General features: G+C 43.5%; 17 protein-coding genes, 1 tRNA gene and 1 pseudogene. 8 read left to right on the plus strand and 11 right to left on the minus strand.

Translation table 11 applies throughout. The features are described from left to right. Window positions 1–83: 83 nt before the first annotated feature. Window positions 84–2099: an ATP-binding protein gene (locus AC5JMF_RS04705; RefSeq protein WP_495794568.1), complete on the minus strand. Its 2016-nt coding sequence runs from the start codon at window positions 2097–2099 to the stop codon at window positions 84–86. Further along, window positions 2096–3370, minus strand: coding sequence for a Pvc16 family protein (locus AC5JMF_RS04710; RefSeq protein ID WP_495794569.1), 1275 nt, complete (start codon window positions 3368–3370; stop codon window positions 2096–2098). The genes AC5JMF_RS04705 and AC5JMF_RS04710 overlap by 4 nt, the downstream gene beginning before the upstream one ends. Window positions 3371–3955: 585 nt before the next feature. Here AC5JMF_RS04710 and AC5JMF_RS04715 point away from each other — a divergent pair. The 3 genes from AC5JMF_RS04715 (at window position 3956) to AC5JMF_RS04725 (ending at window position 10922) form a co-directional block, all read left to right on the plus strand. Next, complete coding sequence (locus AC5JMF_RS04715) at window positions 3956–5923, plus strand: serine/threonine protein kinase (protein ID WP_495794570.1); 1968 nt, start codon at window positions 3956–3958, stop codon at window positions 5921–5923. Window positions 5924–6358: 435 nt separating this feature from the next. Continuing rightward, window positions 6359–8590, plus strand: a complete 2232-nt coding sequence (locus tag AC5JMF_RS04720; RefSeq protein ID WP_495794571.1) for a hypothetical protein — start codon at window positions 6359–6361, stop codon at window positions 8588–8590. 13 nt (window positions 8591–8603) lie between these two features. Beyond that, complete coding sequence (locus tag AC5JMF_RS04725; RefSeq protein ID WP_495794572.1) at window positions 8604–10922, plus strand: COG1470 family protein; 2319 nt, start codon at window positions 8604–8606, stop codon at window positions 10920–10922. A gap of 477 nt (window positions 10923–11399) precedes the next feature. Here AC5JMF_RS04725 and AC5JMF_RS04730 read toward each other — a convergent pair whose 3' ends face one another. Both AC5JMF_RS04730 and AC5JMF_RS04735 read right to left on the minus strand, forming a co-directional pair. Beyond that, window positions 11400–11951: a peroxiredoxin family protein gene (locus AC5JMF_RS04730; protein WP_495794573.1), complete on the minus strand. Its 552-nt coding sequence runs from the start codon at window positions 11949–11951 to the stop codon at window positions 11400–11402. Between the two features lie 258 nt (window positions 11952–12209). Then, entirely contained in the window at window positions 12210–12821 is a 612-nt protein-coding gene (locus tag AC5JMF_RS04735; protein WP_495794574.1) for a peroxiredoxin, read from the minus strand. Between the two features lie 193 nt (window positions 12822–13014). On the opposite strand from AC5JMF_RS04735, the gene AC5JMF_RS04740 reads away from it, so the two are divergent. After that, window positions 13015–15213, plus strand: a complete 2199-nt coding sequence (locus AC5JMF_RS04740; RefSeq protein WP_495794575.1) for an amylo-alpha-1,6-glucosidase — start codon at window positions 13015–13017, stop codon at window positions 15211–15213. Between the two features lie 52 nt (window positions 15214–15265). On the opposite strand, the gene AC5JMF_RS04745 is transcribed toward AC5JMF_RS04740, so the two are convergent. The 7 genes and pseudogenes from AC5JMF_RS04745 to purD form a co-directional block, all read right to left on the minus strand. Next, window positions 15266–15339 (minus strand) — tRNA-Met (locus AC5JMF_RS04745). A gap of 239 nt (window positions 15340–15578) precedes the next feature. Then, a complete protein-coding gene (locus AC5JMF_RS04750) occupies window positions 15579–17801 on the minus strand; it encodes a peptidoglycan DD-metalloendopeptidase family protein (protein ID WP_495794576.1) in 2223 nt (740 codons plus the stop codon). Between the two features lie 832 nt (window positions 17802–18633). Then, the gene (locus AC5JMF_RS04755) at window positions 18634–19095 is read right to left on the minus strand and encodes a tRNA (cytidine(34)-2'-O)-methyltransferase (protein ID WP_495794599.1); all 462 of its coding nucleotides are present in this window, start codon (window positions 19093–19095) and stop codon (window positions 18634–18636) included. A gap of 525 nt (window positions 19096–19620) precedes the next feature. Beyond that, window positions 19621–20760: a glutamate--cysteine ligase gene (gene gshA / locus AC5JMF_RS04760; RefSeq protein WP_495794577.1), complete on the minus strand. Its 1140-nt coding sequence runs from the start codon at window positions 20758–20760 to the stop codon at window positions 19621–19623. Window positions 20761–20868: 108 nt separating this feature from the next. Further along, window positions 20869–20991: pseudogene (locus tag AC5JMF_RS04765) on the minus strand (Uma2 family endonuclease); the annotation flags it as partial. Window positions 20992–21009: 18 nt separating this feature from the next. After that, complete coding sequence (recR, locus tag AC5JMF_RS04770) at window positions 21010–21567, minus strand: recombination mediator RecR (RefSeq protein WP_495794600.1); 558 nt, start codon at window positions 21565–21567, stop codon at window positions 21010–21012. A gap of 380 nt (window positions 21568–21947) precedes the next feature. Continuing rightward, window positions 21948–23231 (minus strand): phosphoribosylamine--glycine ligase, encoded by a 1284-nt coding sequence (gene purD / locus AC5JMF_RS04775; RefSeq protein ID WP_495794578.1) that lies wholly within the window; start codon window positions 23229–23231, stop codon window positions 21948–21950. A gap of 263 nt (window positions 23232–23494) precedes the next feature. On the opposite strand from purD, the gene AC5JMF_RS04780 reads away from it, so the two are divergent. The 4 genes from AC5JMF_RS04780 (at window position 23495) to AC5JMF_RS04795 (ending at window position 26510) form a co-directional block, all read left to right on the plus strand. Next, on the plus strand, window positions 23495–24343 hold the full coding sequence (locus AC5JMF_RS04780; protein WP_495794579.1) for a TIGR02452 family protein: 849 nt from the start codon (window positions 23495–23497) through the stop codon (window positions 24341–24343). Window positions 24344–24861: 518 nt separating this feature from the next. After that, a complete protein-coding gene (locus tag AC5JMF_RS04785) occupies window positions 24862–25116 on the plus strand; it encodes a DUF7219 family protein (protein ID WP_495794580.1) in 255 nt (84 codons plus the stop codon). A 44-nt stretch (window positions 25117–25160) separates the two neighbouring features. Then, window positions 25161–25442: a hypothetical protein gene (locus tag AC5JMF_RS04790; RefSeq protein WP_495794581.1), complete on the plus strand. Its 282-nt coding sequence runs from the start codon at window positions 25161–25163 to the stop codon at window positions 25440–25442. Window positions 25443–25796: 354 nt separating this feature from the next. Further along, on the plus strand, window positions 25797–26510 hold the full coding sequence (locus AC5JMF_RS04795; protein WP_495794582.1) for a rhomboid family intramembrane serine protease: 714 nt from the start codon (window positions 25797–25799) through the stop codon (window positions 26508–26510). Window positions 26511–26624 lie beyond the last annotated feature (114 nt).

Below are 26624 nucleotides of genomic sequence, written 5' to 3' on the forward strand. Positions count from 1 at the left end.
TCAGCCAGAAAATTTATTTTCTGGCGAGTATCCGACTTTTGCAAGAGGTCTATTAAGTAAATCTCTTCCCCATTCTTTATTCCCTAATTTTCTATCCACCCACCAATTTCTACTTCAGTTAGTGATTTTTCTAACTTAGTATACTCCATTTGAGCGGCGCGTAATACATGTTTCATCTGCACTGATTCGTCGCCATCTGCGGCTAAAAATGCAGCGTTTAATGCGATGTTGCGAATGTTACCACCTGCGACGTTGAGCTGGGCCAATTTATTTGCATCCAAACCAAGGGTAGGGGTATTTTTGGGAAAAATGCGTCGCCAAATCTCGGCTCGTTGAGTGGTGTCAGGGAAGGGAAACTGAACAACAAAGCGAATGCGGCGCAGAAATGCTTTATCTAGGGAACTTTTGAGGTTGGTGGTGAGAATTGCTAGGCCGGGAAAGTTTTCCATACGTTGCAGCAGGTAGCTAACTTCGATGTTGGCATAACGATCATGGCTATCTTTGACTTCTGAGCGTTTCCCAAATAAAGCATCAGCTTCGTCAAATAACAAGATTACCCCGCCTTCTTCGGCGGCGTCAAAGACTCGGCGGAGATTTTTCTCTGTCTCCCCAATATATTTACTGATAACTGATGATAAATCTATACGATACAAATCTAAATGTAATTCGTGGGCCATGACTTCGGCGGCTAGTGTTTTCCCTGTACCGCTAGTGCCGGCAAATAAGCTGCTGATTCCCAGTCCCCGAGAACTCTTACTACCAAATCCCCAAGATTGATAAACTGTGGCTTGTTGGCGGACATGGGCGGTAATTTCACGCAGCAATACTTCTTGTGCTGAGGGTAACACTAAATCTTGCCAATCGGCTGAGGGAATGATGCGTTGGGCTAGTTCATCTAAACGAGGACGTGCTTGTGTGCGGCAAGCGTCCCATAAAATCCTCCCTAAGTCTTGATCTTGTGCTTGACTCAAGTTGCCGGCGGCTTCGGCACAGGCAGCGCGAATGGTTGTCGGACTGAGGTTAAACTGAGCTGTGAGGTTCTTGATTTGGCCGTTTAACTGTGGTGCTAATTCTGCTAGGGTGTTTTGCCAGAGTAGGCTTTGCTCGTTGATGGTGGGTTTGTGAACGTCTAAACTAACTACTGGGCGTTGGAGTATGTTGATTCGTTCGCGGCTGGCTAAGAATAAAAAGCAATTGACGCGCTCGATTAAACGGCTAATGATCGTATTACGGGTAGCATCGGCTAGGTCGATACGATCGCAATCTAGCAATAAGGCACTACCACTTAAAACGGCTTCCCTCTCCCATAGCCGCATAAAGGTTTCCATCTCGCTAGGTACGGTTGGTGCAACCTGAGCCGGGACTAAGTTGAGGCTGACACCTAACATTTTACTCACTGCGGCGGCGATCGCTCGCTTACTTGTGGGTTCAGCCCCGCATAACTGGATAACGGGTAAGATGCCTGTCTTTGGTGTTTGTGACCAAACCCCTGCTATTTGCTGTGCTAGTTTTTGATGGGATGGTACTAATTCTCCAGTGATTTCTACAGGTTCAACGATACCGACTAACCGCTCGTCAAGATAGTGTGTGCCTGCAAGATAGTGTAAAATTCGCTCATCAAGGCGTAGGGGAGAAGTAGTTAAGGCTCGACTATCGCCAACTTCGATTAATCGCCAGTGGCGTAATAGGGCATGGGGGGCGATCGCATCCCAGTGAGAGTTGGGCAACGCTTCCAGTGCTAAACTAAATGTCGGATAAAGACGCTGTGAGTCTCCGCAAGCTGTGGCACACAACCCAGCAAACTCCCCACTAAACTCCATAGACGCGCACATTAGCAATATATCGCGCTCAAAACTCGACAAACCAAAAATTTGACACAGCTGAGCTATAGCTGACGGTGCTGGCATTGCTGCATCAGCTGCTTGTAAAATTTGCTGCCGTAGGACATACTCTTTTTCTCTGCTCTCAATTTGATCTGGTGATCTAAAGGCATGTTTCTCTATCAAAGCGCGCATTGCACCCAGAGCTGCTGCTAGGTAATTCTGGTTTGCTTCTTCCCAATTTTGATTGATTTTTTGAGCATTTTTTGTACTCTTCATATAGTCACCTGTGGTGAATCGTATTCCCCAGATTGATTTTTGTGCAACGGGCTTTCCGCCCCATCCACTTGCACTCGCACTAGATAAGTTCCTGGCTTAACTTTATTTACAGGAATCGTGATTACATCGGTATCTTCATCCCTTGAGGCAACCAAGAAAAAATATCCTACTGGTGGATTGCTAGGTAAAATTTCATTAAGCAGCAAGACCACACGTTGCGCTTTGCCAACTTGGGGATGGAGTTTCACGTTGATTTCTGCTGAGCGTAAATTGTCGTTGCTATCTTGTATTTGAGCAACGGATGCCGTGATTTTGGGATGCAATACAAAAGCTGCAACGTTTGATTCCACCACATGATGCATTTGTCCTGTATGGCTCATTGTCAGGTGTACAACCTGCACACCCTGTACACTAGCAGATAAATTTGGTGGCACTTGTAGGCTAATTTGTGTTTCTTTAATATCTTGAGGTACGAGTAAGGCTTCTGTGTTGCTTAGTCGGACACGCGTCACATCACCGCGTAACTGTTTACCCCGAATAACTAATGTAGTACCTCCCACAATCACTTGATCTGTTTTAGACAAAGCCATCACTTGCTCGATATTTGGTTGAGATAAGGCAACCGAACTAAAACCTTCGGGGTAATCATCATGGCTACTTTCAATCAATACCATTGATGCTAAATAAGTCGCAGAAGGTCGATAGTGCGTTTGTAAGGCAGACCATAACTTGGAAGTTTCTTCCATGTTAAAAAACTCAGGAGATAGTTTGATCTGCCCGATTTGCACAGCTAAATCAGATACAGGTACACCAATCAAAGCTTGGGAGAAAACACTGGAAATATTTGTTGTGGAAGCATTTATTAAAGTATTTTCAATAATATCCGCTGTAATAATAGGTGTTTTATGCAACAATTGCATTGCGTATCCCAGTAGCAGTTCTGCTTGAAAATCTTTTGCCCCATAAGCTGATAGTAGGTAGTGCAAGTCTAGAGCTAGGGGTGGAGTTGTCGCTCGCGAATTACCATTAATTCGCGAGTGTCGCTGACGAAATTCTGGAGACACCCAATCGACGTTGCGATTTTGCGTCACTTGATAGAGAAAGAGGTTGAGTTGGGCACGCTCGTCAGCTTCAACCGAAATCCGGTCGGGTGGAAGGGCAGTTACAACTACATCACCAACACTAGCAGTAATCGGATCACTGACTAGACCATTCTCCAACAAAACTTTTAATACTGCTGTGACAGCAGCTATGGAGAGTGCATTACTCATGCTCATTCCTCATGGCAGTAGCACATATTCATTATTTACGCCAGAGCATATTAACTTAATGTTTTTTGGAAAAATTTAAACATAAGTCGGCAAAAACCATCAGCCAAGCTGGCATCTTTTTCCCAAAGTTTATGTTCAGGTGATGGCGATTCTGGATTGTGTACGATGGAAAATCAGGAGATTGGAGACTGGAGAACTCGGGGCCCCCGCTCCCGCAGGGAGTGGGGATTAGGGGTAATGGGGAAGACGCGGCAACGGGGGAGACGCAGAGAATAATCAATTACAAATGACAAATGACAATTCGCAATTCTCCAGTACCTCCATTGCTTCTGAAAATACTTGCCGAATTGGCGCTAATTTAGCATTACAAGTGGATTTCTACTACCAAAAGTCATAATTTTAAGCATTTTATCAGATGACAGACATAACTTTAAGTTGTCAATATGCTAAGCTGAGTGTAAGTAAATGAATTTTGGTAAATTATATTACTAGTCCTTCATATAATGAAGCAGACAAAAGGTTTCTGATATTAGTACTATTTTTGATAAAATCAACACTTTAAAATTATAGGATGGGTTCCACCAGATGAAATCCCCACCTTCTGCAAATTCTTGGAATGGTCGCTTTATGGGTGATAACCAGCGATACCGTTTGGAAAAACGGTTAGGCGGGGGTGGTATGGGAGAAGTTTACCTAGCAACAGACACCCGTGTAGGTCAACAAGTAGCGTTAAAGTTGCTCAAAGATACGCTGGTGGCATCACAAGAGATGAGAAAGCGTTTTGAGCGCGAAATATCAGTCTGTGCTGCCCTGCAAAGCGATCATATTGTTAAGATTAGTGACTGTGGAGTCACTCCAGAAGGCTATCCATTCTATGTAATGGAATATTTGCGTGGGCAAACTCTACGGGAACTACTGCTGCGTGAGCGACGGTTGTCTGTTGAGCGGACTGTAAAGATTATGGCGCAGGTTTGTAAGGGTCTACAGCTTGCCCATCAAGGAATAAATTTACAACGGGAAGGCACAAAAAGCATCGAGCATATCCAAGTCGTTCATCGTGACTTGAAGCCAGATAATATTTTTTTAATCCCCACAGATTTAGGAGAGTGGGTAAAAATATTAGATTTTGGTGTGGCTAAAATCCGTGATGAGTCTTCAGACCGTAGCAATATCACCAATATCACCAGTACATTCATCGGGACATTTCGCTACGCAGCACCTGAGCAAATCCAAAGTGATAAGAACTTGGATGCTAGGGGCGATATTTATAGCTTGGGGATTATCCTCTATGAAATGCTGAGTACAGCAGATCCCTTTGGTATAGGTAATAAGGGTAATAATGTCAGTGAAGCTTCTTGGGTATTGGCTCATGCTTATGAACCACCAAAACCGCTGCGATCGCAACCAGGATGTCAAGATTTGCCTGTAGAATTGGAAGCTGTAGTCTTAAAATGTCTCCAAAAAAATCCTAATGAGCGGTTTGCATCAGTAGAAGCATTAAATCAGGCTTTGCAAGCCGCAGTTAGACCTATAACTGGGTCTAATTTCCCACCCGCATCCAATAATAGTCAACCCCAGTCTCCCTTGGGCCAAGGTTCCAACCAAGAAACGATTTCTAGACCGTTGAACTCAGCAGAAACCATTCAGCGTCCGCACCCAGGTTCAAATCACGAAACGTTTCCCAGACCGTTGAACCCAGTTGACTATAACCAGCAAGCAGAAACCATTCAGCGTCCGCAACCTTTACACAACCAAGGTTCCAATCACGAAACGCTTCCTAGACCGTTGAACCCGGTTGACTATAACCAGCAAGCAGAAACTATTCAGCGTCCACAACCTTTGCCCAACCAAGGTGCAAATCACGAAACGATTCCCAGACCGTTGAACCCGGTTGAATACAACCAACCTGTGAATCATCCCCAGCCAGGGCAACCGGACGCAACATTATATCAACCCAAACCAGCACCCAACCCCAGCACTCAGCCAGGGCAACCGGACGCAACATTATATCAACCCAAAACAGCCCCCAACCCCAGCACTCAGCCAGGGCAACCGGACGCGACATTATATCAACCCAAGCCAGCCCCCAACCCCAGCACTCAGCCAGGGCAACCGGATGCAACATTATATCAACCCAAACCAGCACCCAACACCAACACTCAGCCAGGGCAACCGGACGCAACATTATATCAACCCAAACCAGCCCCCAACACCAACACTCAGCCAGGGCGACCGGATGCAACATTATATCAACCCAAACCAGCACCCAACCCCAGCACTCAGCCAGGGCGACCGGATGCAACATTATATCAGCCAAGATCAACATCTAACGCTGATACTCCACAAAGGCGACCGGATGCGACCATTTTTCAGCCCAGAAGTCATGACCAGCAACCTCAAAAAACCTCTGGAAGTCTCTTCCGTAATTTAGGAATAGCTGTTGCTGCTCTTTTGGTTGCAATATTGGCGCTCTCTCTCATATACAATTACTTGCAATCCCGTAAAGATTTAGACAACGAAAAAGGTTTGCCGAATACCAATCAGGTACAATAATTTTCGACTGTCGCGGCGATCGCATGGTTAAATTATGTCTACGAACGTGGTGTGGGCCTAAAAACCCGCACCGAACAGGCGAGACGCCCATTCCACAAGAGTTTGGTCATGTATTATTTTTATCTTGTCAAGCCAGTAGTAGTGTGATATAATGTCCGGCTAATCACTTATCATAAAAATTTCTCCGCGTCCCCGCGTCTCCCTATCCCCGCGTCAGCCCAATCATAAGTCTTTAAACAGACATGATACGACCGGCCTAAAATGCTGCGAGAAATTTTTAAGTTTATTTAGCGCTAAAGCACAACTACGAACATTTTCTACTACACTAATTGAGCCTTGCTATGCCAGTGGGAGAAGTTTAGTACTAAACTTCTCTTAGATATTATTTGTTTGTTAATACTACAAGTTCTGCATAATTCTAAACATATAATTAAAATGGATCAAAATGTTATCAATGCTAGCCTTTCTACTCAGAATTTAACCTTTCGTCCAGGCGCTTATCCGAGTACATTTGAGGTAACTGTCAACAATGACAGTAATCAATTTGCCAACTTTCAGATAGAAATCTTGGCAGCGGGAGAAATCCGCAATCCAGAGTATCGCTGGTATAAACTGGAACCAGAAGTTGCAGCAGCTAAACCTCCTGGAAGTAGTACCATATTTCAAGTTTTTATATTTAATACACCTATTCCTGGATTTGTCGGTCTGGTGAATTTGACGGTGAATATTTTTTCACCACAATTAGGACAACAGCGCAGGCTGTTAATGCGTTTGAAAATTGAGGCAGACAACACACCAACACATTTGAGTGTAGAGTTGCCTGTGCGAGAATTTCAAGTATATCCTCGCAATTGCATAGATATACCAGTACGAGTGCGAAACTTGGGTCAACAAAGTACAAATGTTGTACTACGTTTTGTAGGTGTAAATTTATCTTGGTTAGTCGGTAGTGCAGAACGGCGGTTAACGATAGACCCAGTCAGTCAAACAGAAGCATCGTTTCAATGTCAACCGCCATCGGTAGTGCAAGCACCTAGTCAAAATTATCCCTTTACCGTTGAAGCCACAAGCAGTAATGGATACCCTGCCAGTGCGGAAGGAAATCTCGAAGTTTTGCCGGTGGGTTTTATCGAATTTGCCACAACACAAAAATCTCAAACACTCCCCAGCAATGGCCGCTGGTTGCCGAATTGGAAGGCTAATACAGCCTCTTTTGATTTAATATTTAAAAATGCTAGCAACCTGAATCAAGAAATTAATGTGCAGATTCAGGGGCGAGACTGGCGCAAATGTAGTTTTAAGAAGTCGCCGGAAACAGCTAATCTCGGTTCTGGAGAGACAACCAAAATCGTTTTAGATGCCAAAACCAAACGTCCTTGGGTGGGAATAGGTAAAACACTCCTGCTGGAAGCCAAATCGGAACTATCCGACCAACGCCTGGGTAGCACAGACCCCGCAACGCAGACTTTAGAATTGCGGGTTTTGCCAATTATACCTTTATGGTTACAACTAGCAGCGATCGCATTACTAGCAGCACTATTATTATGGTTACTGAATCCAGAGGCAATTACACATACTCGCTCCGTTAACTCAGTGCGGTTCAATGGTACTGGCTTATCTGTGGTCAGTGGCTCAGATGATTGCACAATCAGACTCTGGCGACCAGGAAACAACAGCTTAGAGCCTGATGAAAGAGTAACATATCCTGGGCAACCTATTGCTTGCGATCGCCAGCAAAAGCCCAAAGGCTTAATGGCAATTACCGACGACGCCGTACAAGTCTTGCGTTTTACTCCAGTCGAAAATAATCGTCTGGCCGTTGGTTTAGATAATGGAGTCATCGAACTTAGAGATGTCCCCACAGGTGCAAAAATTAGCGAACTGCAAGACAGCAAAGACCCCAAAGCCAGAGGTGATAGAGTCTTTGACCTAGCATTTACCTCCAACTCACTAAAGTTATTCAGTGGCTATGGCAGTGGCAAAGTCAGAGTTTGGTCAAGACCATCAATTAATCAAGATTTTCAGCCAGAACCACAACAAATACTCGACATCCAAGATAGATTAAGCCTCTCAGGCTTCCAAGTTCGCGCTCTTACTCTCAGTCCAGATGCCAAAACCTTAGCTATTGCTGGCAACTACAAGCGTTTCATGTTGTGGCAGTGGAACCAAAATCAACCTGATGATAAATCTCAAGGTTTATCAGTGCAAAGTCTCGAAAAACTAGACCAAAGAGTCGGCATTCAAGACTTTGTTTGGGCTTTGGCCTTTGCTCCCAACTCACAAGAAAAAATCCTGGCCACCTCTGACTCTGCTGGTTACATCACGATTTGGAATTTAAATCAATGCCAAATTGCACCCAATCCACAACAGCAAGTAAAAGACCTAAATTGCTTACCCTTAGACCGCTGGGCAGCGTCAACAACATCAGTACGGACTCTCATATTTAGCGAAGATGGCCGTACACTAGTCAGCGGCACAGATGATGGACGAGTGGTGGTTTGGAACTTAACTTCTGAATATAAGCTAGACAAAACCAGAGCCGCAGAAGGCAAAACAATTTATAAAACCTCTAAAAAAATTAATAGTGTTGACTTAAAAACTAATCAAACAACCACAGTTGTCAGTGGTAGTGAAGATTTTCAAGTCAAGCTACACCGCATCAATTAAGGGAGTCAATAACATGCAAGCTCAGTTTAATCCACTGAAAGTGATTATCAACCCACCTGGAATACAGTTTGGAATGCCAGGAGATACTATTGAACTTCATGCTGTTGTCATCAACGAGGGAAATCAGAGCGCTGTTATTGACTTATATTTCGCCTTTGATGAGACATTTCAAAACGTCACCGGCTGGTCTAATTCTCCCAGAGAAAGTATCGCGCTAGCCCCGCAACAAAATAGCGATGAAGTCACATTTGAGTTTCAAATTCCTATTGATGCTCTCCCAGGCACCTATGACTACACTCTAGTTATAGATGCTCCTCAGCATTATCCCCAAGATACTCCAATAAATTTCTCCCGCCAATTAAAAATTCTCCTCAAAGAACAGACTGTAATTCGGATAAACGACCCGACATTTTCTATTCAACCTAACACTAACCCCGACAAGCCATTAATTTTTGATCCTAATCAACCTTTACAACTAGAGGTGATAGTTGACAACCGCTCTAATGTAGTAGACCGTTTCCGCTTAAGTTGCCCAGATTTAGACGATGACTGGTTTACAATCAGATATCCCATCACAGGATTTGAGGGATTAGGATTATTGTCTGGGCCGAATGCACTAGAACTTAACCCAGGTTCTCAAGGTCAAATATTATTGCAATTTCATCCACCAGGAGACACCCTCGCAGGAAGCTACTCTCCAACAATTCGCTTACATTCAGAAAGCTATCCAGAACTGGTACTGTTAGATTTAGTTTATATCCAAATCCCCACAATTTATCGCCTCGATATACAACTGAACACTATTTTGGGAAAAGTTAGTCGCAGTCCTGGCAAGTATGAATTATCAGTAGCGAACCGAGGTAATATTGTCCGCGAACTCACATTTGATGCTCAAAGTCGAGATGAAGACGAACTGTGTACATATCAATTTGAGCTTGATGAAGCCAGATTATTACCTAGTAAAGGCACTGACATCAATCTCATAGTCAAACCTAAATCTTGGTGGCGACGGCCATGGTTTGGTAATGGATTATCTCTGAATTTTCAAGTTGATATTCAAGACAAACAAAGTTTACCTTTACCTGATACCTTACCTCAAGGAACTTTGGTATGGAAACCACGTCCTTGGTGGCAACTTTTACTATTAATCTTAACAGCTTTGCTGTTATTAGGGGGCATAGGATATATCATTTGGCGCAGCTTAAATCCTGACCCTTTAAGATTAGAAAATTTCCGAGCCAACGCCCCCCAAATCACTGAGGGTGAGGATGAGGTAGCTTTGAGTTGGGAGATTCACAACTATAAACAACTACAAAAGCTAGTGCTAATAGTCAAAGGCCCAAAACCCGCTCAGCGTACCTATGAAGTCAAAGATGGTATACCTGTTGAACTAGGCAAAAAAAGCGCGAACGAAATACCTGCTTGTCAAATACAAGACCAACAAGAACTAGTTTGTAATAATGTGAAAACTGGAGTCAATACCAGAGGAAGTTATACCTTTGAACTCCAAGCTTCTTATCGCAAAGGATTACCAATTTTTTCCCGGCAAACTCAAGACATCACCCGCAGTACTCAAGTAGAAATAACAGAAAGACCAATTCCCGAAGTCACTGATTTTAAGACAGACAAACCACAATATCAAAAAGGCCAAAATATACTTTTAAGTTGGGCGATCGCTCGTCCATTATTACTTGCACAAGTGCAAATTGCTGGTAATAAAGATGATGGGACATCGTTTGGACAACCAATTATTTATAAATTTAGTCAAGGCAATATTCAAGACCCTAAACTCAAAAATCTTTGCAAGCAAGAAAACCAACAACTACAATGTACAAATGTTCCCATCAATGCCTCTCAAGTCGGGAAATTTACTTTTGAACTCAAAGCTATTCCCAACAACGGTAGCGATAAAGTTAATTCTAAAAAAGCGGAACCTACTGTCGAAATATCACCGAAACCCTTTAAGATCGTCTCCTTCACTATTAATGGTAGCGAGCAACCAAACGTAGTTCTTAAAGAAGGAGAATTTGCAAATTTGGCTTGGAAAGTAGGGGGAGAAGACATCCAGGTGAAACTTCTTCCCTATGGGAATGATGTGTCCCCAACAGGCTCAATTAGGCTACCAGTTAATCAAGCTTTCCCATCTGAAATTGGACTGCAAGTAAATGATATATCCGGTAAGCGACAATCCCAACAAAAAGGATTCGCAATTACAGTGATGAAAAAAGTAGTGCCAACTCCAACACCCACCCCTAACCCAATTCCACCTCTACCTTCAACCAACAATAATCCCTTAAGATCTAATCCCCTACCTCAGAAACCAGTGCGGTAAAGGTGGCGAAGTTTACTGTTGCCTGTTCCCTGCCTTGGCATAGCCTCGAAATTCTAAGCTAATCGTCATTGAAATTACATCTTTGCGTCTTTGGGTAACGCTCCTTGTATACCTACATATTTGATTGAAAAGTCTAAATTAATACTAAAATAGGCGATTAGAAATCGCGACTATACAGACAAAACCCACCTCCGTGGGTTTCAAGAACTCGATTTTCCGTGTTTTCCAAAGGAGGTAGACTTCGCTTGTGTAGTAGCGAATTATATTCGCCCAAAACTTTTAAAACATCCTCTTAATTACGAATTACGTTAGCAAAGCGGTAGCGAGTCCTCGATAGCGTTAGCGAAGCGGTAGCGAGGTACGAGCGTCAGCGTAAAGCCTACGGCATAGCTTCGCTTAGAGCGACACAGGAGCGTCGCGTCATTACGAATTACGAATTATTTAATCTCTGGTTATAGATTAAAAGAAAAGGCAAACTCAAGTTTTTGAAACTTCATTATATTGCTCTAAAAGAGTTTCTATACTGGCATTATGATCCAAGAAAGAAAATAAATGCCAGTAGCGGAGTTTACCTTCTTGATCTAATACAAATTGAGCGGGTAAAGGCGCTCCTAAAGCCTGCCCTACTTGATAAGCACGAAATACCCTACAACTAGGATCGCTCAATAAGGGCATTTTTAACCCCAAATCTCTCACAACTATTTGACTCTGTTTTTCATCAGTACTAGTAATCATCAAAACTTCTACACCGCGATTTTTAAATTGCTCATAGTTCTCATTTAAAGCTTTGATATGAGGAAAACAAAATGGGCAATATTGCTTTTCAGTAAATATCCGCGTGAAGGCAAGTAATACTGGTTGCTTACCTCTGTAGTCGGATAATTTTACTAATGTTCCATTGGTAATATCTGGCAGTTGAAAATCTGGTGTTCCTACTCCCAATCTGAGGGAATTGATCGCTGGAACTGGCAAAAAATTACGCAAAAAGCGCTCATTGAATAAGCCGCTAAAATCATTTGAAGTCAGCATTTTTTGATGGATTGGGATGGGAATTGGGGAGAGATTTTTATGCCGTCGTTTTGTGATTTATCACATGACGTGTTTGTTTTGCAATATCGCCATAGATAATCGACCGATGAAAAAACCACAGACAGACATTTAACTTAACACTAAGTATATCTATGTTTATCTGTGGTTATTATTAATTGTGTCTTAAGTGTATTTAAAGGTATCAGGGATGCAGATATTGAGATTCGGAAAGATTTTCCCAATTCACAGTTCCAATCCCTAAACCGCAGAGAAGTATACTTTAGACTTCACTGGATCAGGGTTCATTGTCTTATCCCCAGGTTGCCAACCAGCTGGGCAAACCTCATCTGGATGAGACTGAACGTATTGAATTGCTTGTAATGTCCGCAGAGTTTCATCAACACTGCGACCAAAAGCTAGGTTGTTAATAGTAGCGTGCTGTATGATACCATCTTTGTCGATGATGAACAGACCACGCAAAGCAATGCCTGCTGCTGGGTCAAGCACATTGTAGGCAGCGCTAATCTCTTTCTTGATGTCGGAGACCAGAGGATAATTCAAATCACCGACGCCACCAGACTTGCGATCAGTTTGAATCCAAGCGAGGTGGGAGAACTCGCTATCAACGGAAGCCCCAAGGATTTCCGTATTAATTTTCTTGAATTCTTCGTAGCGATCGCTAAATGCTGTGATTTCAGTAGGGCAAACAAAGGTAAAGTCTAGGGGGTAGAAAAACAGGATGACATACTTGCCGCGATAGTCGGAAAGTTTAATTGTCTTAAATTCCTGATCTACTACAGCCGTTGCTGTGAAATCGGGAGCCTGTTGACCAACGCGGAGGCTTCCTTCTATTCCGTAAGTGAGGGACATTAACCTAATTCTCCTTCGACTTATATCCGTTTAATAGCGTTGGAATTTGGGTCAAGTAAAACTCACCCATCCACGCTGTCATCCTTTTGAGTACGCAGTCCCCTACGCAGGGTTTCCCTCCGTAGGGGCTGACTCACAGTTTAATTACGATCTGTTACGACTATATCATAGTCATAACGATTTTGAGTAACCAATGCCTGATTTAGATAAAAGAGAATGGCTGCTGACCAATGGCTTAGGAAGTTTTGCCAGTGGCACAGTTTACGATATCCGCACGCGCACTTATCATGGTTGGCTATTTGCCGCCACAAATCCACCCTCTGGGCGGACTCTTTTGATGTCACACTTAGAAGCTAGTTTGGAAGTATCAGGGGGCGTTGTCGCACTGGGGACAAATTTTTGGGGCAACCGTCAGATTGAGCCGGCAGGCTACAAACTGCTACGCTGCTTTGATATTAATCCAGTTCCTAAATGGATTTGGGGTGAAGGTAACTGGCAGTTAACTAGGCAGTTGATGATGCCGTATGGCGTAGAGGCTAGGGGGGAACTAGGGGAAGACACGGGGACGCGGGGACGCGGTGAGACAGCGCTGCAAGAGGGTTTCCCTCCGACTGCGTTAGCGGGGGACGCGGAGAAATTGCTCTCCGTGTCCCCGCATCTCCCATTCTCTGCGTCTACTTCTCCCTATTCCCAATTTTGCCATCGCATTTTAATTCAGTATCGCTATGAGGGAAGTGAGACAGCAATTTTGCGGCTGCGACTGCTAATAGCCGATCGCGACTTTCATAGCCAGCAAATTGCTGCTAATTCCGACTTACATTTCTCGCAGTTACTGGGGCAGCAGCAAGTTTGTTTGCAAGCAATCAACTCTGGTCAATTTGGCACACCTTGGCATTTGCGCTGGACACAAGGAGATTATCAACGAGACACAGTTTGGTATTGGAATTATGGATTATCAGAGGAAACACAACGGGGTTTAAGCGATCGCGAAGACCTTTACAGTCCGGGTTACTTAACAGTCACTCTCCAACCTGGAGATGCAGTGACTCTGGAAGCACAAGTTGGTTTTCCCGATCCCCAGCAAAGCGTTCTCACCTGCGATACCTTTACAGAAGCCGTAGAGGCAGAAGAGGAAAGGCTAAAAAGTTATTGGTCATTAGCAATTGACAAAGGACAAAGAACCAATGACAAAGCGCAAAGTCTGGGCGCTGGCTTCCAGCGATCAGAACTTTGTAAGAGAGGACAAATCTGGCAGCAACTCCTCAAAGCTGGAGATCAGTTTATCGTCTATCGAGCCTCAATCGCTGGCCCGACCATTATTGCTGGTTATCACTGGTTTAATGACTGGGGACGCGATACCTTGATTGCCTTACCGGGATTGGCATTAGTTCCACAACGCTTTGACTTAGCAAAAGGATTATTGCGAACTTTCGGACACCACTGTCGTCACGGTTTGATTCCTAATGCATTTCCCGATGTTGATGGTGAGCCGTTTTATAACAGTATTGATGCAGCGCTGTGGTGGATTGAAACTCTAGGGCTTTATCTGGAAGCTACTCAAGACTGGGAGTTCCTAGCAGAGCAATTTCCAGTAGTGCAGCAAATTCATAAAGCCTTTGTTGGTGGTACGCGCTATAACATCCAAGCTGATGCTACTGATGGCTTAATTGGTTGGGATGCGCGTGGTGTGGCCCTAACTTGGATGGATGCTGTAATTGGGGCACAGCCTGTTACTCCCCGGCGTGGAAAGGCAGTGGAAATCAACGCCCTGTGGTATTCCGCTTTATGTTGGGTGAGTCAGTGGGCAGAACGTTTAAGCCAGTTGGAGTTTGGCGAACCAACGCGTCTGGCCAAACAATCACAGCGTTATATCCAACAAGCGCAACAAGTAAAAGCCTCACTGCAAAAGTTTTGGAATCCTCAGCTAAATTATTTTTACGATACTATAGAACCGGACGATCGCCGAAATTCTCAAGTTCGTCCGAATGCAGTTTTAGCTCTGTCGTTACACCACTGCGGCTTTTCTGTACAGCAAGGGCGGCAGGTATTAGATCTGGCAACTGCCAAATTACTCACTCCTTACGGACTTCGCAGCCTTTCTCCCAGCGATCCAGAATATGTAGGTAAGTACCAAGGCAGCTTATATGAACGCGATCGCGCCTACCATCAAGGCAGTGTTTGGAGTTGGCTAATTGGCCCATATATTCGTGCTTGGCAGCGTTTTTACCCCCAACAGCCCCTACCTTTTGATTGGCAACCTCTACTAGATCACTTTCTGTGTGATGCTTGCCTTGGCTCTATTTCAGAGATTTTTGATGGCGACTTGCCACATTTGCCCAAGGGAGCGATCGCTCAAGCGTGGTCAGTGGCTGAGGTCATCCGTCATTACTAGGGACTGGGTAATGGGTAGGATTTGTTAAGAATATTGGTAAATACTTTTTAAATGGCTCAGGTCTGACTTGAACAGACGACCCCAGGCTTATGAGTCCCGTGCTCTAACCAACTGAGCTACTGAGCCTTAATTATTCACATCGTTTATAAGCATAGCATATAAATCTGGCTACAGCCAGATTTATTGCAACTAATTTGTTTTTTTGTGAAAAAAGAGGTGGATGTGGTTCGACTTGGCTCACCAACCGGGGGATGAGGGAGAAAATTTCTCCGCGTCCCCAGTACCCCCATTCCCACACACAGTAAAAGAGGGAGTTTTTCTCCCTCAGCAAACAAAGCAATTTGTTAATTACGAACAGCTAAGAATTACACGCGTTCCGGTAGCATGGCTATTGGATTAACAGCACCTTTCCCGGATGGGTGAATTTCAAAGTGACTGTGTGGGCCAGTGCTGAAACCAGTGCTACCCATTTCAGCAATTTGTTGTCCTTGCTGTACTTCTTGACCTACTTGTACTAAAATCCGGCTATTGTGACCATAGCGAGTCAAGCTGCCATCAGGATGACGGATATCTACAAGCTTGCCGTAACCACCTTTGTTCCAACCAGCTTTTTCTACCACACCATTAGCTGCTGAAAAAATGGGGGTGCCAGTGGAGTTGGCGATATCAATTCCTCTGTGCATTCTTCCCCAACGCCAGCCATAGCCAGAGGTCAGAGTGCCTTTTGCTGGCCAAGCAAAGGCTACAATCGAGGTAGGTGAGGGAGATGTAAACTCATCAGCTGGCTTGGGCAGGTATTGATCAACTGCTGCCAAAGGCGGTACTGGAGAAACTTTAGTTCCTCGCATTCTGCCCAAGGATTCAGAAGAATTCACACCTACAGGGGGTGTTGCTATTCTTCTAGCTGGTAAATTACCAGAAGGAGTCCACTGACTACCACCCTGATTAGGCAGAAATTCTGGATTGACTGGCTCATCGCTAGTGGGGCGAATGGCACGGAATTCCGACTTAATAGGTGGCAGGACGGCGTTATAGTTAGAACTAATAGGTGTAGGAACTGCAATCGGTATCGCTACTCTATTTCGTTGACTAACGGAGTTAGAACTGACAAAGTTACTAGGCTGAGGGATAGGAATTTGCAACGCAGCGGTGTTGGTTTCGTTAGCTGTTGGTACAACTAAGTTCCCAGATTGCTGAGCGCGGTATTTTGCCTGTAACCTTTGAATTTCTGCTTGTAAGCTTTGTAGACGTGCGCTTCTGGCCCTAGCTACCTTTTGAGGTGCTTTTCTAGGTAGCTGCATTTCAGCAAAAGCTTTGGGCATTGGTGTTTCACCACCCACACCATATAGGCTAGGAACGGTGGGGGCTGTTGTTGGGAGGGTTGTACCTGTCTGAAGCTGACTAGCCGCACTTGCTGATGTCGGGATGTTAACACTGCTATTGTCAGCAATTACTGGTAATTGTGAAGCGGCAGGTAAATTCAAGTTGATCCCAGCTGTATTCACAGGTGGTGTAGCTACCTTGGGAATACTACTGGGCTGTGCAAAAGTAGGTCTAGCTGCATTGGTGCGAACTTTGGTTGCAGGGATCACCAGCTTTTGACTGATTCGCAGTTGATTGGGGTTGCTAATATTGTTAGCTTTGACTAGTTCGGCTATGGAAGTGCGGTAACGGTTGGCGATCGCTGCTAATGTATCTCCAGGCTTAACTTCATAGGCCGTTGAGGCTGAAGTTGCAACAATTGTTGGTGTAGCTGGTGGTACAGGTATTGTTACTTGCTCAAACGATGCACCTGCTTCTCTGTTTTGTTTTAATTTCGAGATGAGATTCTCTCTGTTGGTCTCAGAAAGAGTTCCTGAGCGCGCGATAAAATTTTTCTCAACAACAGTTGTCGGTTGTCCTAATTCAAAACCAGCTTTTGATAAATTTTTGGTCTCCCCAGACCGCAACTCCGCCAGACTCTTTCTTAAACGGTTCGATTTTTCTTGTAGACGATACAGTGCAAACTCTTGCTGTGCTTTGAGTTGTACGTCAACTTGATCATTGCTGATCGTGCCAGATGCCGCTACTGTTTTTGGATAAGTAGCCTCGGACGTGTTTTTCTCTGGCTGGTTAACTGTGGTATTGCTCAGTCCCTTTACTGCTTGGGGTTGCAAGTAATTGAGATTTTTATCTACTGCTTTGGAAAGGGTTTCTGATGCCGGAACTGGTACAGACATTCCACTTGCAGCAATTTGCCATTTAGCTTCAAGCCCTGGTACTTGTGAAACTGCTGTTGGTTCCACTATGACAGGATTTTCAGGCACGCTCGCTAATGAGACGGCTGGGGATTCCAGTTTTGCGGAGGCAAATTTCACCTTCACCTTAGTGTCAGGAGCAGCTGGAATTGCTGAGGTTGCCTTTTGACTACCTACAGGTGCTGCTGCTTGGGCTTGATCGCTTTGCCGAGTCACCAAAAGGCTAGTTGCTCCCATGGAGATGGCCAAGCCAATCATGGCAGCTTTTGTCCGCACCCGGCGGTTGATTTTGGGATTATTCACATTCAGATGTTCTACCGGGGCATCATCGCTGGGGGTATTTTTCAACACAGCCTTTACTCTCTTTTTAAATGCTCGTTTCAAAGACGACCTCCTAATGATCGCTAGCGCTTAACTGACCTCGATTTTTAAGTTGGATACTAGTCAATGATGTAGATCACAACGAACCATAGATCAAGATCACATTCACCAGAGATGCTTAAGCAAGATTAACTCGCTTCTCTGATTTAGACAAGTTCACACTTATTAGCAAAACTTAAGATTTGCTGTGTTCACTTGTCTTAACCACTCCTCACACTTTGAAGACGTTTGCTTTTTAACAGCTTTCCGCGCTTGTCTTGCTGCAATCGCGGGGACTAGACAAACAGATTAATCTGCCAAGTCCTCTGTCGCCGTCAAAAATTGAACTGCCGCGACCTCTGGAAAAGCTATGTCCTCTACTGTAGACATTTTCAAGATGTTTTCACCGAATCCGCCATCCCATCACGAGACTTTACGTTGATTATTCCCTAAAAGACAACCGTATGATCTCGTCGCCAGTTTTGAGCTTTTTTCCCAGGTAAGTCGAGCTAAAATAGCTCAAATACTCTATTAGACTGGGTTTCGCTACTTTTGTTTCCCAATTTAAGATGATTCAAATTCATCAAAATCTATCATTCAAATTTCGTATTTTTCCAAGTTTTATATACAAATTTCTTATATTATTTCGTCCTAGTTCGTCAGTATTTTTAGCGACAATTTGAGAAGAATGTCAAGTATCAGTATATTAACCTACATTATATTTACGAGTACAAGAGTATTTTTAAGCTGTAAAAATCACTCAATATAATTAAGTGCTGGGAAAATTCAAGTATTCTCACGTAATAAATATAAATTTTAAAAACTATTGTAAATAACCCAACTGACGCCGAGCTTCAAACAAACCGATGGCTACACTTACTGACAAATTTAAGCTGCGAACTCCAGGTTGAGCCATAGGAATATAGAGGTTAGCCGCTGTGATTGAAAGAACATCTGGTGATAAACCAGTAGTTTCACTGCCAAACAATAACCAGTCATCAGCTTGAAACTGGAAGTCTACATAATTGTAATTTCCTCTGACTGTAAAACCTAACCATCTACCTCCACGCTCCTGATGGAGGTTTTTAAAGGCTTCTAGCGATTCGTGGTAGTTCAATTTAACGTAGGGCCAGTAATCTAAACCAGCCCTTTTGAGGTAGCGATCGCTAATTTCAAATCCCAAAGGCCCAACCAAATGTAACTCAGTACCCGTAGCAGCACAAGTACGAGCAATATTACCTGTGTTAGGTGGAATTTGCGGGTGAATTAAAACTACCTTAAGCATCATCCTTATGGTTTATGTATTGTATAAAGTAATATATGAAAAATGTAAAATCTACCAATCGGCAGAGGCTATATATAGGTTTTATTAATAATTACTAAGCGATCGCCATCGATTAGATTTTTAAAATGAATTTTGGCGAATGGAGAATTGAGAATGGGAAATTTTTTTGAGTACAAAATAAATTTACATCTGTCTTGAGACAGAATTTACATTTTCTGGAGAGTATTTACTTAATCCTAGAAAACGCATTCAATTATTTCTCGTATCAAACAGTTTTTAGCTGGATAAAGGACTGACAAATAATAAAATATCCCATCGCTTTGGGCGCAGGGGAGGCAGGGGGAGAAGCAATCAACATTCATTCCCCAGTCCTCACAGGTGTAGGTATTTTACATTCAATCCGAAAAAGCCTATTTTTTCGTTTCAAAATCTTTCTCCGCGTCCCCCCGTCTCCCCGTCTCCGCGTCGATCAAAACGCAAAATATTAAAAACCTACACCTGTCAGAGTCCCCAGTCCCAAAAAAATTAAGCTACCGAAGACGAACACAATTTGTTTTCAAGTTCGATTTCGCGCTCATGGGTGGCTGCTATAGCTTGAGTGATGACTCGCTGGGAATCAAAGCCGACTGTGTATAGCTGCAACCACTGTTGGGCTTCGTTGCCTTCGCGGAGGATTTTGTGCAGAGGCGAGAGGAAACAGCTAAATCCTTGTTGTTTGGCGATCGCCCAAACGTTTTGATAGAGTTCAGCAATCCAATCTCTAGCTAAAATGGTTCTACCATCCTGCCAATGCCTCAGCTGAGCATCTAGACTGGCTGTAGCCGCTGCTGTTTCGTTGGCAGCAGTTACAGCGATGAGTTCTTCAGGCGAGAATATACTTTGGGTTAGTGGGTCAATACTAGGGTTATCTATAACTTGTAATAAACGTGCTTCTAGAAAAGCGGTGATTGCCAACAAGGCGATTGGATCTGTAACTAAATCACATATTCGCAGTTCCAGACGATTCAGTTCATAGGGGCGGCGATCGCCATTTGGTCGTACTGATGTCCACAAGTGGCGCACATTTTGCATCGTACCAGCAGCTAACTGATTTTCTACCCACTCAATATGATCAGCATGGCTAGCAAATAAAGGTACATAGCTAGGCGTTTGCGGGAATAAACCCCAACGAGTGGAGTGATAGCCAGTTGCTTTCTTATCTAAAAAGGGAGATGCGGCGCTGAGTGCGAGAAATAAGGGTGCTTCCATGCGAATTATTCGACACGCCCGCATCAATAATTCTGGATCACTGATACCTATATTGATATGAACGCTGGCGGTAACTACTTTTGTGCCGTAGGTTTGCTCAATGTAGTCGTGGTAAGGATTAGAGGGATCGGAACGCATGAAGCGATCGCTATCACCCAACGATAAAGTACTTCCTGGAATTAGAGTGTAATCTCCCAGGCGCTTGAGATAATTTCGCAACTGTCGCCGAGGACGCAGCAAGGCGCACAACAGATATTCATAGTCACGACACGGGTTTGTGACATATTCAACATTGCGGCTATCTGGCTCTCGCATAAACCCATCTAACGCCGCGACAATCTTGTCGGAGAGACCGACGATTTCACCTTGAGACGTGCCGGTGTATATCTCGATCTCAAAGCCTTTCGATAAGACCACTTTAATTCTCCTCGGCTCTCCTAATGCCTATAAATTGTATCGAATTAGACGATTTTTTGCATTGAGTTAAGTAATCTAAATTAAAAATGCTTCAATCCCACATTAAAAAATGATTAATTCTCCTGCTGCACTCATTTCCAGGTTTAAATCGCTATTGGTAATACACAATTGATAAAATTGCTCATCGGTTAAATGAGCGATCGCTTCTAGGTTTAGCACAATAGTATTCATTAAACCTTTCCTCGTGCCTTAATCTAATTCTCGGCGTCCTTCTAAGGCTCTTGCCAGCGTCACCTCGTCGGCGTACTCCAAATCGCCACCTACAGGTAAACCAAAAGCAATGCGTGTCACTTTGGTAAATGGTTTCAGTAGTTGACCTATATATAATGTGGTTGTCTCCCCTTCTATACTCGGACTAATTGCCAAAATCACCTCTTGGGGTTGTTGCTGACTCACGCGGCGTTGCAGGGCGGTGATAGTTAGCTGTTCTGGGCCGACACCATCTATTGGGGAAATTACTCCACCTAAGACGTGATACTTACCTTTGAACTCGCGAGTTTTTTCTAGAGCAATCACATCGCGAGAATCTGCGACTACGCAAATAGTAGTGTGATCTCGGTTGGGACTGCGGCAGATTTCACAAATCGGTTCAGCCGAGAGGTGAAAGCAAACAGAACACAAACCGACTTGTTTTTTGGCCTCAATTAAGGCTGCTGCTAAAGCCTCTACTTCTGCTTCTGGTCGTTTCAAAATATGCAATGCCAAACGTTGGGCTGATTTGGGCCCTACTCCTGGCAAGCGTTGCAGTTGCTCAATTAAGCGTGCTAAAGGACGTGTGTAAGCCGTTGTCTTGTCTCCAGAATATTCTCACCTTTTCTATAATGACATCTGTTTGGAAAATGGGGATTGGGGAAGGTGGGGCCTCTTATGGGTAGGTTTTTTAGATTTCGCGTTTTGGTTGACGCGGGGACGCGGGGACGCGGGGACGCGGGGACGCGGAGAGTCCCCATAACTAAAGCTAGGGGATTCAAGCAAGGAAAACATTTTTTGCCTCCACGACTTTAGTCGGGGGCTTTTGACCAGTGCTTCGACCTTGAGAAGGGTCGCGCTCCGCGTCTCCCCTTCCCCGCGTCTCCGCGTCTTCTTGGTAATGGGGATTGGGGAATTGATGATTTTCTCATCTTCGCTTAGCTTCTGGTCACTACTCGATGCCCGATATCTCTGCGGTAGTATATTCCGTCAAATTGGATACGGTCAATGCCAGTGTATGCTTGGGCGATCGCTTGCTCAAAATTTTCTCCGATGCCAGTCACATTTAATACTCGTCCGCCATCTGTCACTACTTGTTGTTGCTGGTTGAGTTTTGTCCCGGCATGAAACACAGTTACTCCTGCTGTTTCGGCTTCGTGCATACCAATAATTACTTTACCTTTTTCATATTCTCCTGGATAACCACCTGAAGCAGCAACAACAGTGGCAGCAGCCCCTTGATGCCAAGCTATGGGGGGCATTTCGCTTAACCGCTGCTGTACGCAGGCTAGGAGCAATTCTTCGAGGGGTGTTGCTAACAGTGGTAAGATTACCTGCGTTTCTGGATCGCCAAAGCGACAGTTAAATTCTAAAACTTTCAAATCCCCATTGGGGGCAATCATTAGCCCAGCGTATAAAACGCCTCGATAGTCAATGCCTTTGGCTTTTAGGGATGCGATCGCTTTCTCTAATACCTCTGTTTGCACCCGCGCCATCAATTCGGGTGTAGCGATTGGTGCTGGGGCATAGGCTCCCATGCCACCAGTATTTTCCCCCGTGTCGCCTTCACCAATCCGCTTATGATCTTGAGCTGGTAGTAAAGGTCGAATTGTTAACCCATCTGTCAGTGCTAATACTGAAACTTCTTGCCCACTTAAATACTCTTCAATCACAACAAATTCACCAGCGCTACCAAACTGCCCTTGGAAAATAGCATCGATGGCATCATGTGCCTGTTCTAATGTTTCAGCCACCGTTACACCTTTACCTGCCGCCAATCCATCCGCTTTGACGACAATTGGTATCCCTTGGGTTTTGACATATGATTTGGCAGCATTTGCCTCCGTAAATACCGCAGCCTTAGCTGTAGGGATTCCGGCTTCTCGCATTAAAGCTTTTGCCCAAGCTTTACTCGCTTCAATTTGCGCTCCCGCTCTTGTGGGGCCAAATACCATCAATCCTTGTGATTGCAGATAATCTGTGATTCCCTTTGCTAAAGGGATTTCTGGCCCAACTACTACCAGGGAAACGTTATTTGCGATCGCATGTTGGCTAATAAGAGCAAAATCATCAACCGCTAGAGGCAAATTTTGACAATGCTCCATTGTCGCTGTGCCTCCATTCCCCGGCACACAGATAACTTGCTTAACTTGTTTGGATTGCAGTAGCTTCCATGCTAGAGCATGTTCGCGCCCCCCGTTACCGACAACTAAAACTTTCACTGATTTCCTCGTGCGTTCCTTGCTAAACGAGAATGCTTTAGCGACTTCTCGCGGATCAATTCTTCGTCAATTTTCATGCTGATGCAAACCCCCGCAAGGAGTCAACCCCATGAGGGGTGATACCCCTGAATAACCAGCTGTATCCTCAAAGAAGTCGGGGATCTAGACACCGTGAATTTTCACAAATCAGATAGGATTGCTATATATATATACATAATAAATAATATTCATGAAACGCTGAGTTTAATAGGAAAGTGGGGAAGATGAAACCAATAAAACGAATCGATATAGCCCAAAATACTTTAGAAGTTCTTGATGCTGGTAGCTATGTTTCTGGTAATGGCAATCTGGTTAATATCGCTCAAGAGTTCAAGTATTGTCTTGATGGAACAAAATGCTACAGTCCTGAAAATCTCTCTGATATTGAAAAAGAAGTGCTTAAGAGTGATCCTGTTTTTTTAGAAACTGAATTTGAAGTGAGGAATGAGACTACCCTAATGGGTGCAGAACGCATAGCGAAAACATGTGAATTTCAACAAGTTGGTGTTCTGAATTTTGCTTCGGCCAAAAACCCTGGAGGTGGATTTATCAAAGGTGCCCAAGCACAAGAAGAGAGTTTAGCAAGAAGTTCTGGACTTTACCAAAGCCTGTTGAAATGCCCTGAATATTATCGTTTTCATCGCTCTCAACAATCGCTTTTATACTCAGATTGGATGATTTATTCTCCTGGCTGTCCAGTTTTTAAAGACGATGATGGAAAACTATTAGAGCAGCCGTATATCGTCAATTTCATCACTAGTCCAGCACCAAATGCCGGAATGATTCAGAAAAATCAACCGCAGGATGTAGAGAAAATACCTGGGGTTCTTCAAACTCGGACATCAAAAGTCTTGAGTTTATTAGCTGAACACGGTTGCGATGCCTTAATTTTAGGCGCTTGGGGGTGTGGAGTATTTCAAAATGACCCGGCGATGGTTGCTCAAATATTTGCATATTTCTTATTAGCTGGTGGTCAATTTGAGGGCAGATTTAAAAGAGTAACTTTTTCTGTTCTCGACTCTAGTAAAGAACAAAGGATTTTTAGTGAATTTCACAAGCAATTTTCTTACTAGGTCGAGTCTAAATATAGTAGATTGCAGTTAATGAAGTAATAAAACAAGAGACTTTCAACGCTGTTACTTTTTCTCTACAATATGCAGCTTTTGAGTTGTTTGTCTATTAACACGGTTGAATAATACTTTTTTTGCTGGATTCATGTTGCACCTCTTTGGTCGTTTCAAATTGCTTTTGTCCTGATGATTTTTAATGTACAGTTACCAATCTATATAAGCAAATGTTGTTTTTTTTGATAACGATAATTAAAAGTGATGACTATTTGCTGGTTGAGAAATAAAGGCGATCGCAAACTTTGATGTACAATAAATAATTTTTATTGAATTGACAATAAATAAAAATTGCTGTTATCAATAACGTGGCATATACTGGAACTAAATTTCATAATTACGCGTGTAAATTTTAACTAATATCAGCGTAAATACTCTATTAGATAGATGCAAAAAAAAGTTAAATATGTCTAGGATTTATCTCAACGGACTACCAAAAATGTTGACTTTAGCAACAAGGTTTATGTATGAGTAACTACCATCAAGTAGACAAACACAACTTCCTTTATCATCGCTATCAATACTCCGGTAAATTTACACCAAGTCAGCTTGTATTCAATGCCAACCTGCAAGAATTTTCTCAACGAGTTGGCTATATCTGTAATCTCCAAACTGGAGGAAAACTTTCTCACACTGAGGCTTATCAACAAATCGAAGCACTTTGGGAGCAGATAAAACAAAGCTTTCAAGGACTAGAAAATGAGACAGACGCAATCAAATAATTGCTAGCAATTCATCAATTTTTTTAATAAGACAGGCTAAATTTATGAGGAACACCAATTTTATATCCACATCTGTTGGTGAAACAACAGATGTAGAAGTTTGGCTAGCTCGCGCTGGGCTAAAATTTTCTGACTTAGGTAAAGATGCTGCCAGTAACGCAATTCGTCAGCAATGGCGAGAGTATCAAGCAGCAGTACAAAAATGTTGTGTAGTGCTGCATCAATTACCAGAAAATGTGCAATTAAGTGATATTCATGCACATTTGAGAATACCTAATAGTATGTTCATATTAAATGTAGCTGGGGAAAATCAAGCAGGTCGTTAGCAAACTTCAAGAAATAAATTAGCCGATTTTACCGAATCAAAACGACTTTCTTTCCCCTATTAAATAATTCGTAATTCGTAATTCGTAATTTCGTAATTAAGTTTTGTATCGGGGTTAAATCCCCATTACAAAACTTGCCGACTGCCGATTATAGAACCGGGGGACTTAAACCTACGGAACTAGTTAAAAGCAATAGGATATTTATTTGGAAATTCTTGTAGCGATCGCCCGATCTTCCTCAAGGATTAACCGTCCTCAATCTCAAATCTTAGCGAAATATCCACGAGGTAGAAGAAACTACTCATATATTTCAGTATTGTATAGCTAGTGTCTTAATTATCATCAAAAACGCTCGTGGTTCCAATTAGAGATAATAATCCTACACAAATCACACCCTATGTGACTTTTGGATTGATTGCCGTCAATGTCCTCGCTTTTATTTATGAAGCTAGTCTACCACCACAAGCATTAGACGGATTTTTGCACCTAGCGGCTGTCGTTCCGCAAGAACTGACTTTAAGCTTTGGTGGTGTCTCAATTAATCAACCAGTTCCAGAGTGGGCAACCTTAATCACTTCCCAATTTCTGCATGGTGGTTTTTTGCATCTAGCTGGCAATATGTTATTCCTGTGGATTTTCGGCAACAACGTCGAAGATAAGCTAGGACACGCCAAATATTTGCTGTTTTACTTATCATGTGGGGTTTTGGCAGCTTTATCCCAATGGTTCTTTGCTCAGAATTCTAACATCCCTTCATTAGGAGCAAGCGGTGCGATCGCTGGTGTGATGGGTGCATACATTCTCCGCTTTCCCCAAGCCGAAATTCTCGGCGTAGTACCCTTGGGTATTTTCTTCCCCACATTCCGTGTTCCTGCATATTTCTTTCTAGGATTTTGGTTCATCCAGCAAGCTTTCTATGGACTTGCTAGTCTCGAAACACCCACCAACATTGGTATGGAAAGCGGCGGTATTGCTTACTGGGCACATGCAGGTGGTTTCCTCTTCGGAGCAATTCTCGGCCCACTATTGGGTTTATTTAGCGACAAAGATCAGCAAGAATCTTGGTAAGTCAATGTACTTTTAACTACGAATTACGCGCTTCGCAGCGGTAGCGAGTCCTCGATAGCGTTAGCGTTAGCAAAGCGGTAGCGAGTCCTCGAGCGTCAGCGGTAGCGAGGTACG

The organism is Desmonostoc vinosum, assembly GCF_059505385.1.

Bases quoted from the DNA above. Each gene is read 5' to 3' on its own strand.
- AC5JMF_RS04705 (WP_495794568.1), bottom strand. From the start codon at position 2,099: ATGAAGAGTACAAAAAATGCTCAAAAAATCAATCAAAATTGGGAAGAA.
- AC5JMF_RS04710 (WP_495794569.1), bottom strand. From the start codon at position 3,370: ATGAGTAATGCACTCTCCATAGCTGCTGTCACAGCAGTATTAAAAGTT.
- AC5JMF_RS04715 (WP_495794570.1), top strand. From the start codon at position 3,956: ATGAAATCCCCACCTTCTGCAAATTCTTGGAATGGTCGCTTTATGGGT.
- AC5JMF_RS04720 (WP_495794571.1), top strand. From the start codon at position 6,359: ATGGATCAAAATGTTATCAATGCTAGCCTTTCTACTCAGAATTTAACC.
- AC5JMF_RS04725 (WP_495794572.1), top strand. From the start codon at position 8,604: ATGCAAGCTCAGTTTAATCCACTGAAAGTGATTATCAACCCACCTGGA.
- AC5JMF_RS04730 (WP_495794573.1), bottom strand. From the start codon at position 11,951: ATGCTGACTTCAAATGATTTTAGCGGCTTATTCAATGAGCGCTTTTTG.
- AC5JMF_RS04735 (WP_495794574.1), bottom strand. From the start codon at position 12,821: ATGTCCCTCACTTACGGAATAGAAGGAAGCCTCCGCGTTGGTCAACAG.
- AC5JMF_RS04740 (WP_495794575.1), top strand. From the start codon at position 13,015: ATGCCTGATTTAGATAAAAGAGAATGGCTGCTGACCAATGGCTTAGGA.
- AC5JMF_RS04755 (WP_495794599.1), bottom strand. From the start codon at position 19,095: ATGCTTAAGGTAGTTTTAATTCACCCGCAAATTCCACCTAACACAGGT.
- AC5JMF_RS04780 (WP_495794579.1), top strand. From the start codon at position 23,495: ATGAAACCAATAAAACGAATCGATATAGCCCAAAATACTTTAGAAGTT.
- AC5JMF_RS04785 (WP_495794580.1), top strand. From the start codon at position 24,862: ATGAGTAACTACCATCAAGTAGACAAACACAACTTCCTTTATCATCGC.
- AC5JMF_RS04790 (WP_495794581.1), top strand. From the start codon at position 25,161: ATGAGGAACACCAATTTTATATCCACATCTGTTGGTGAAACAACAGAT.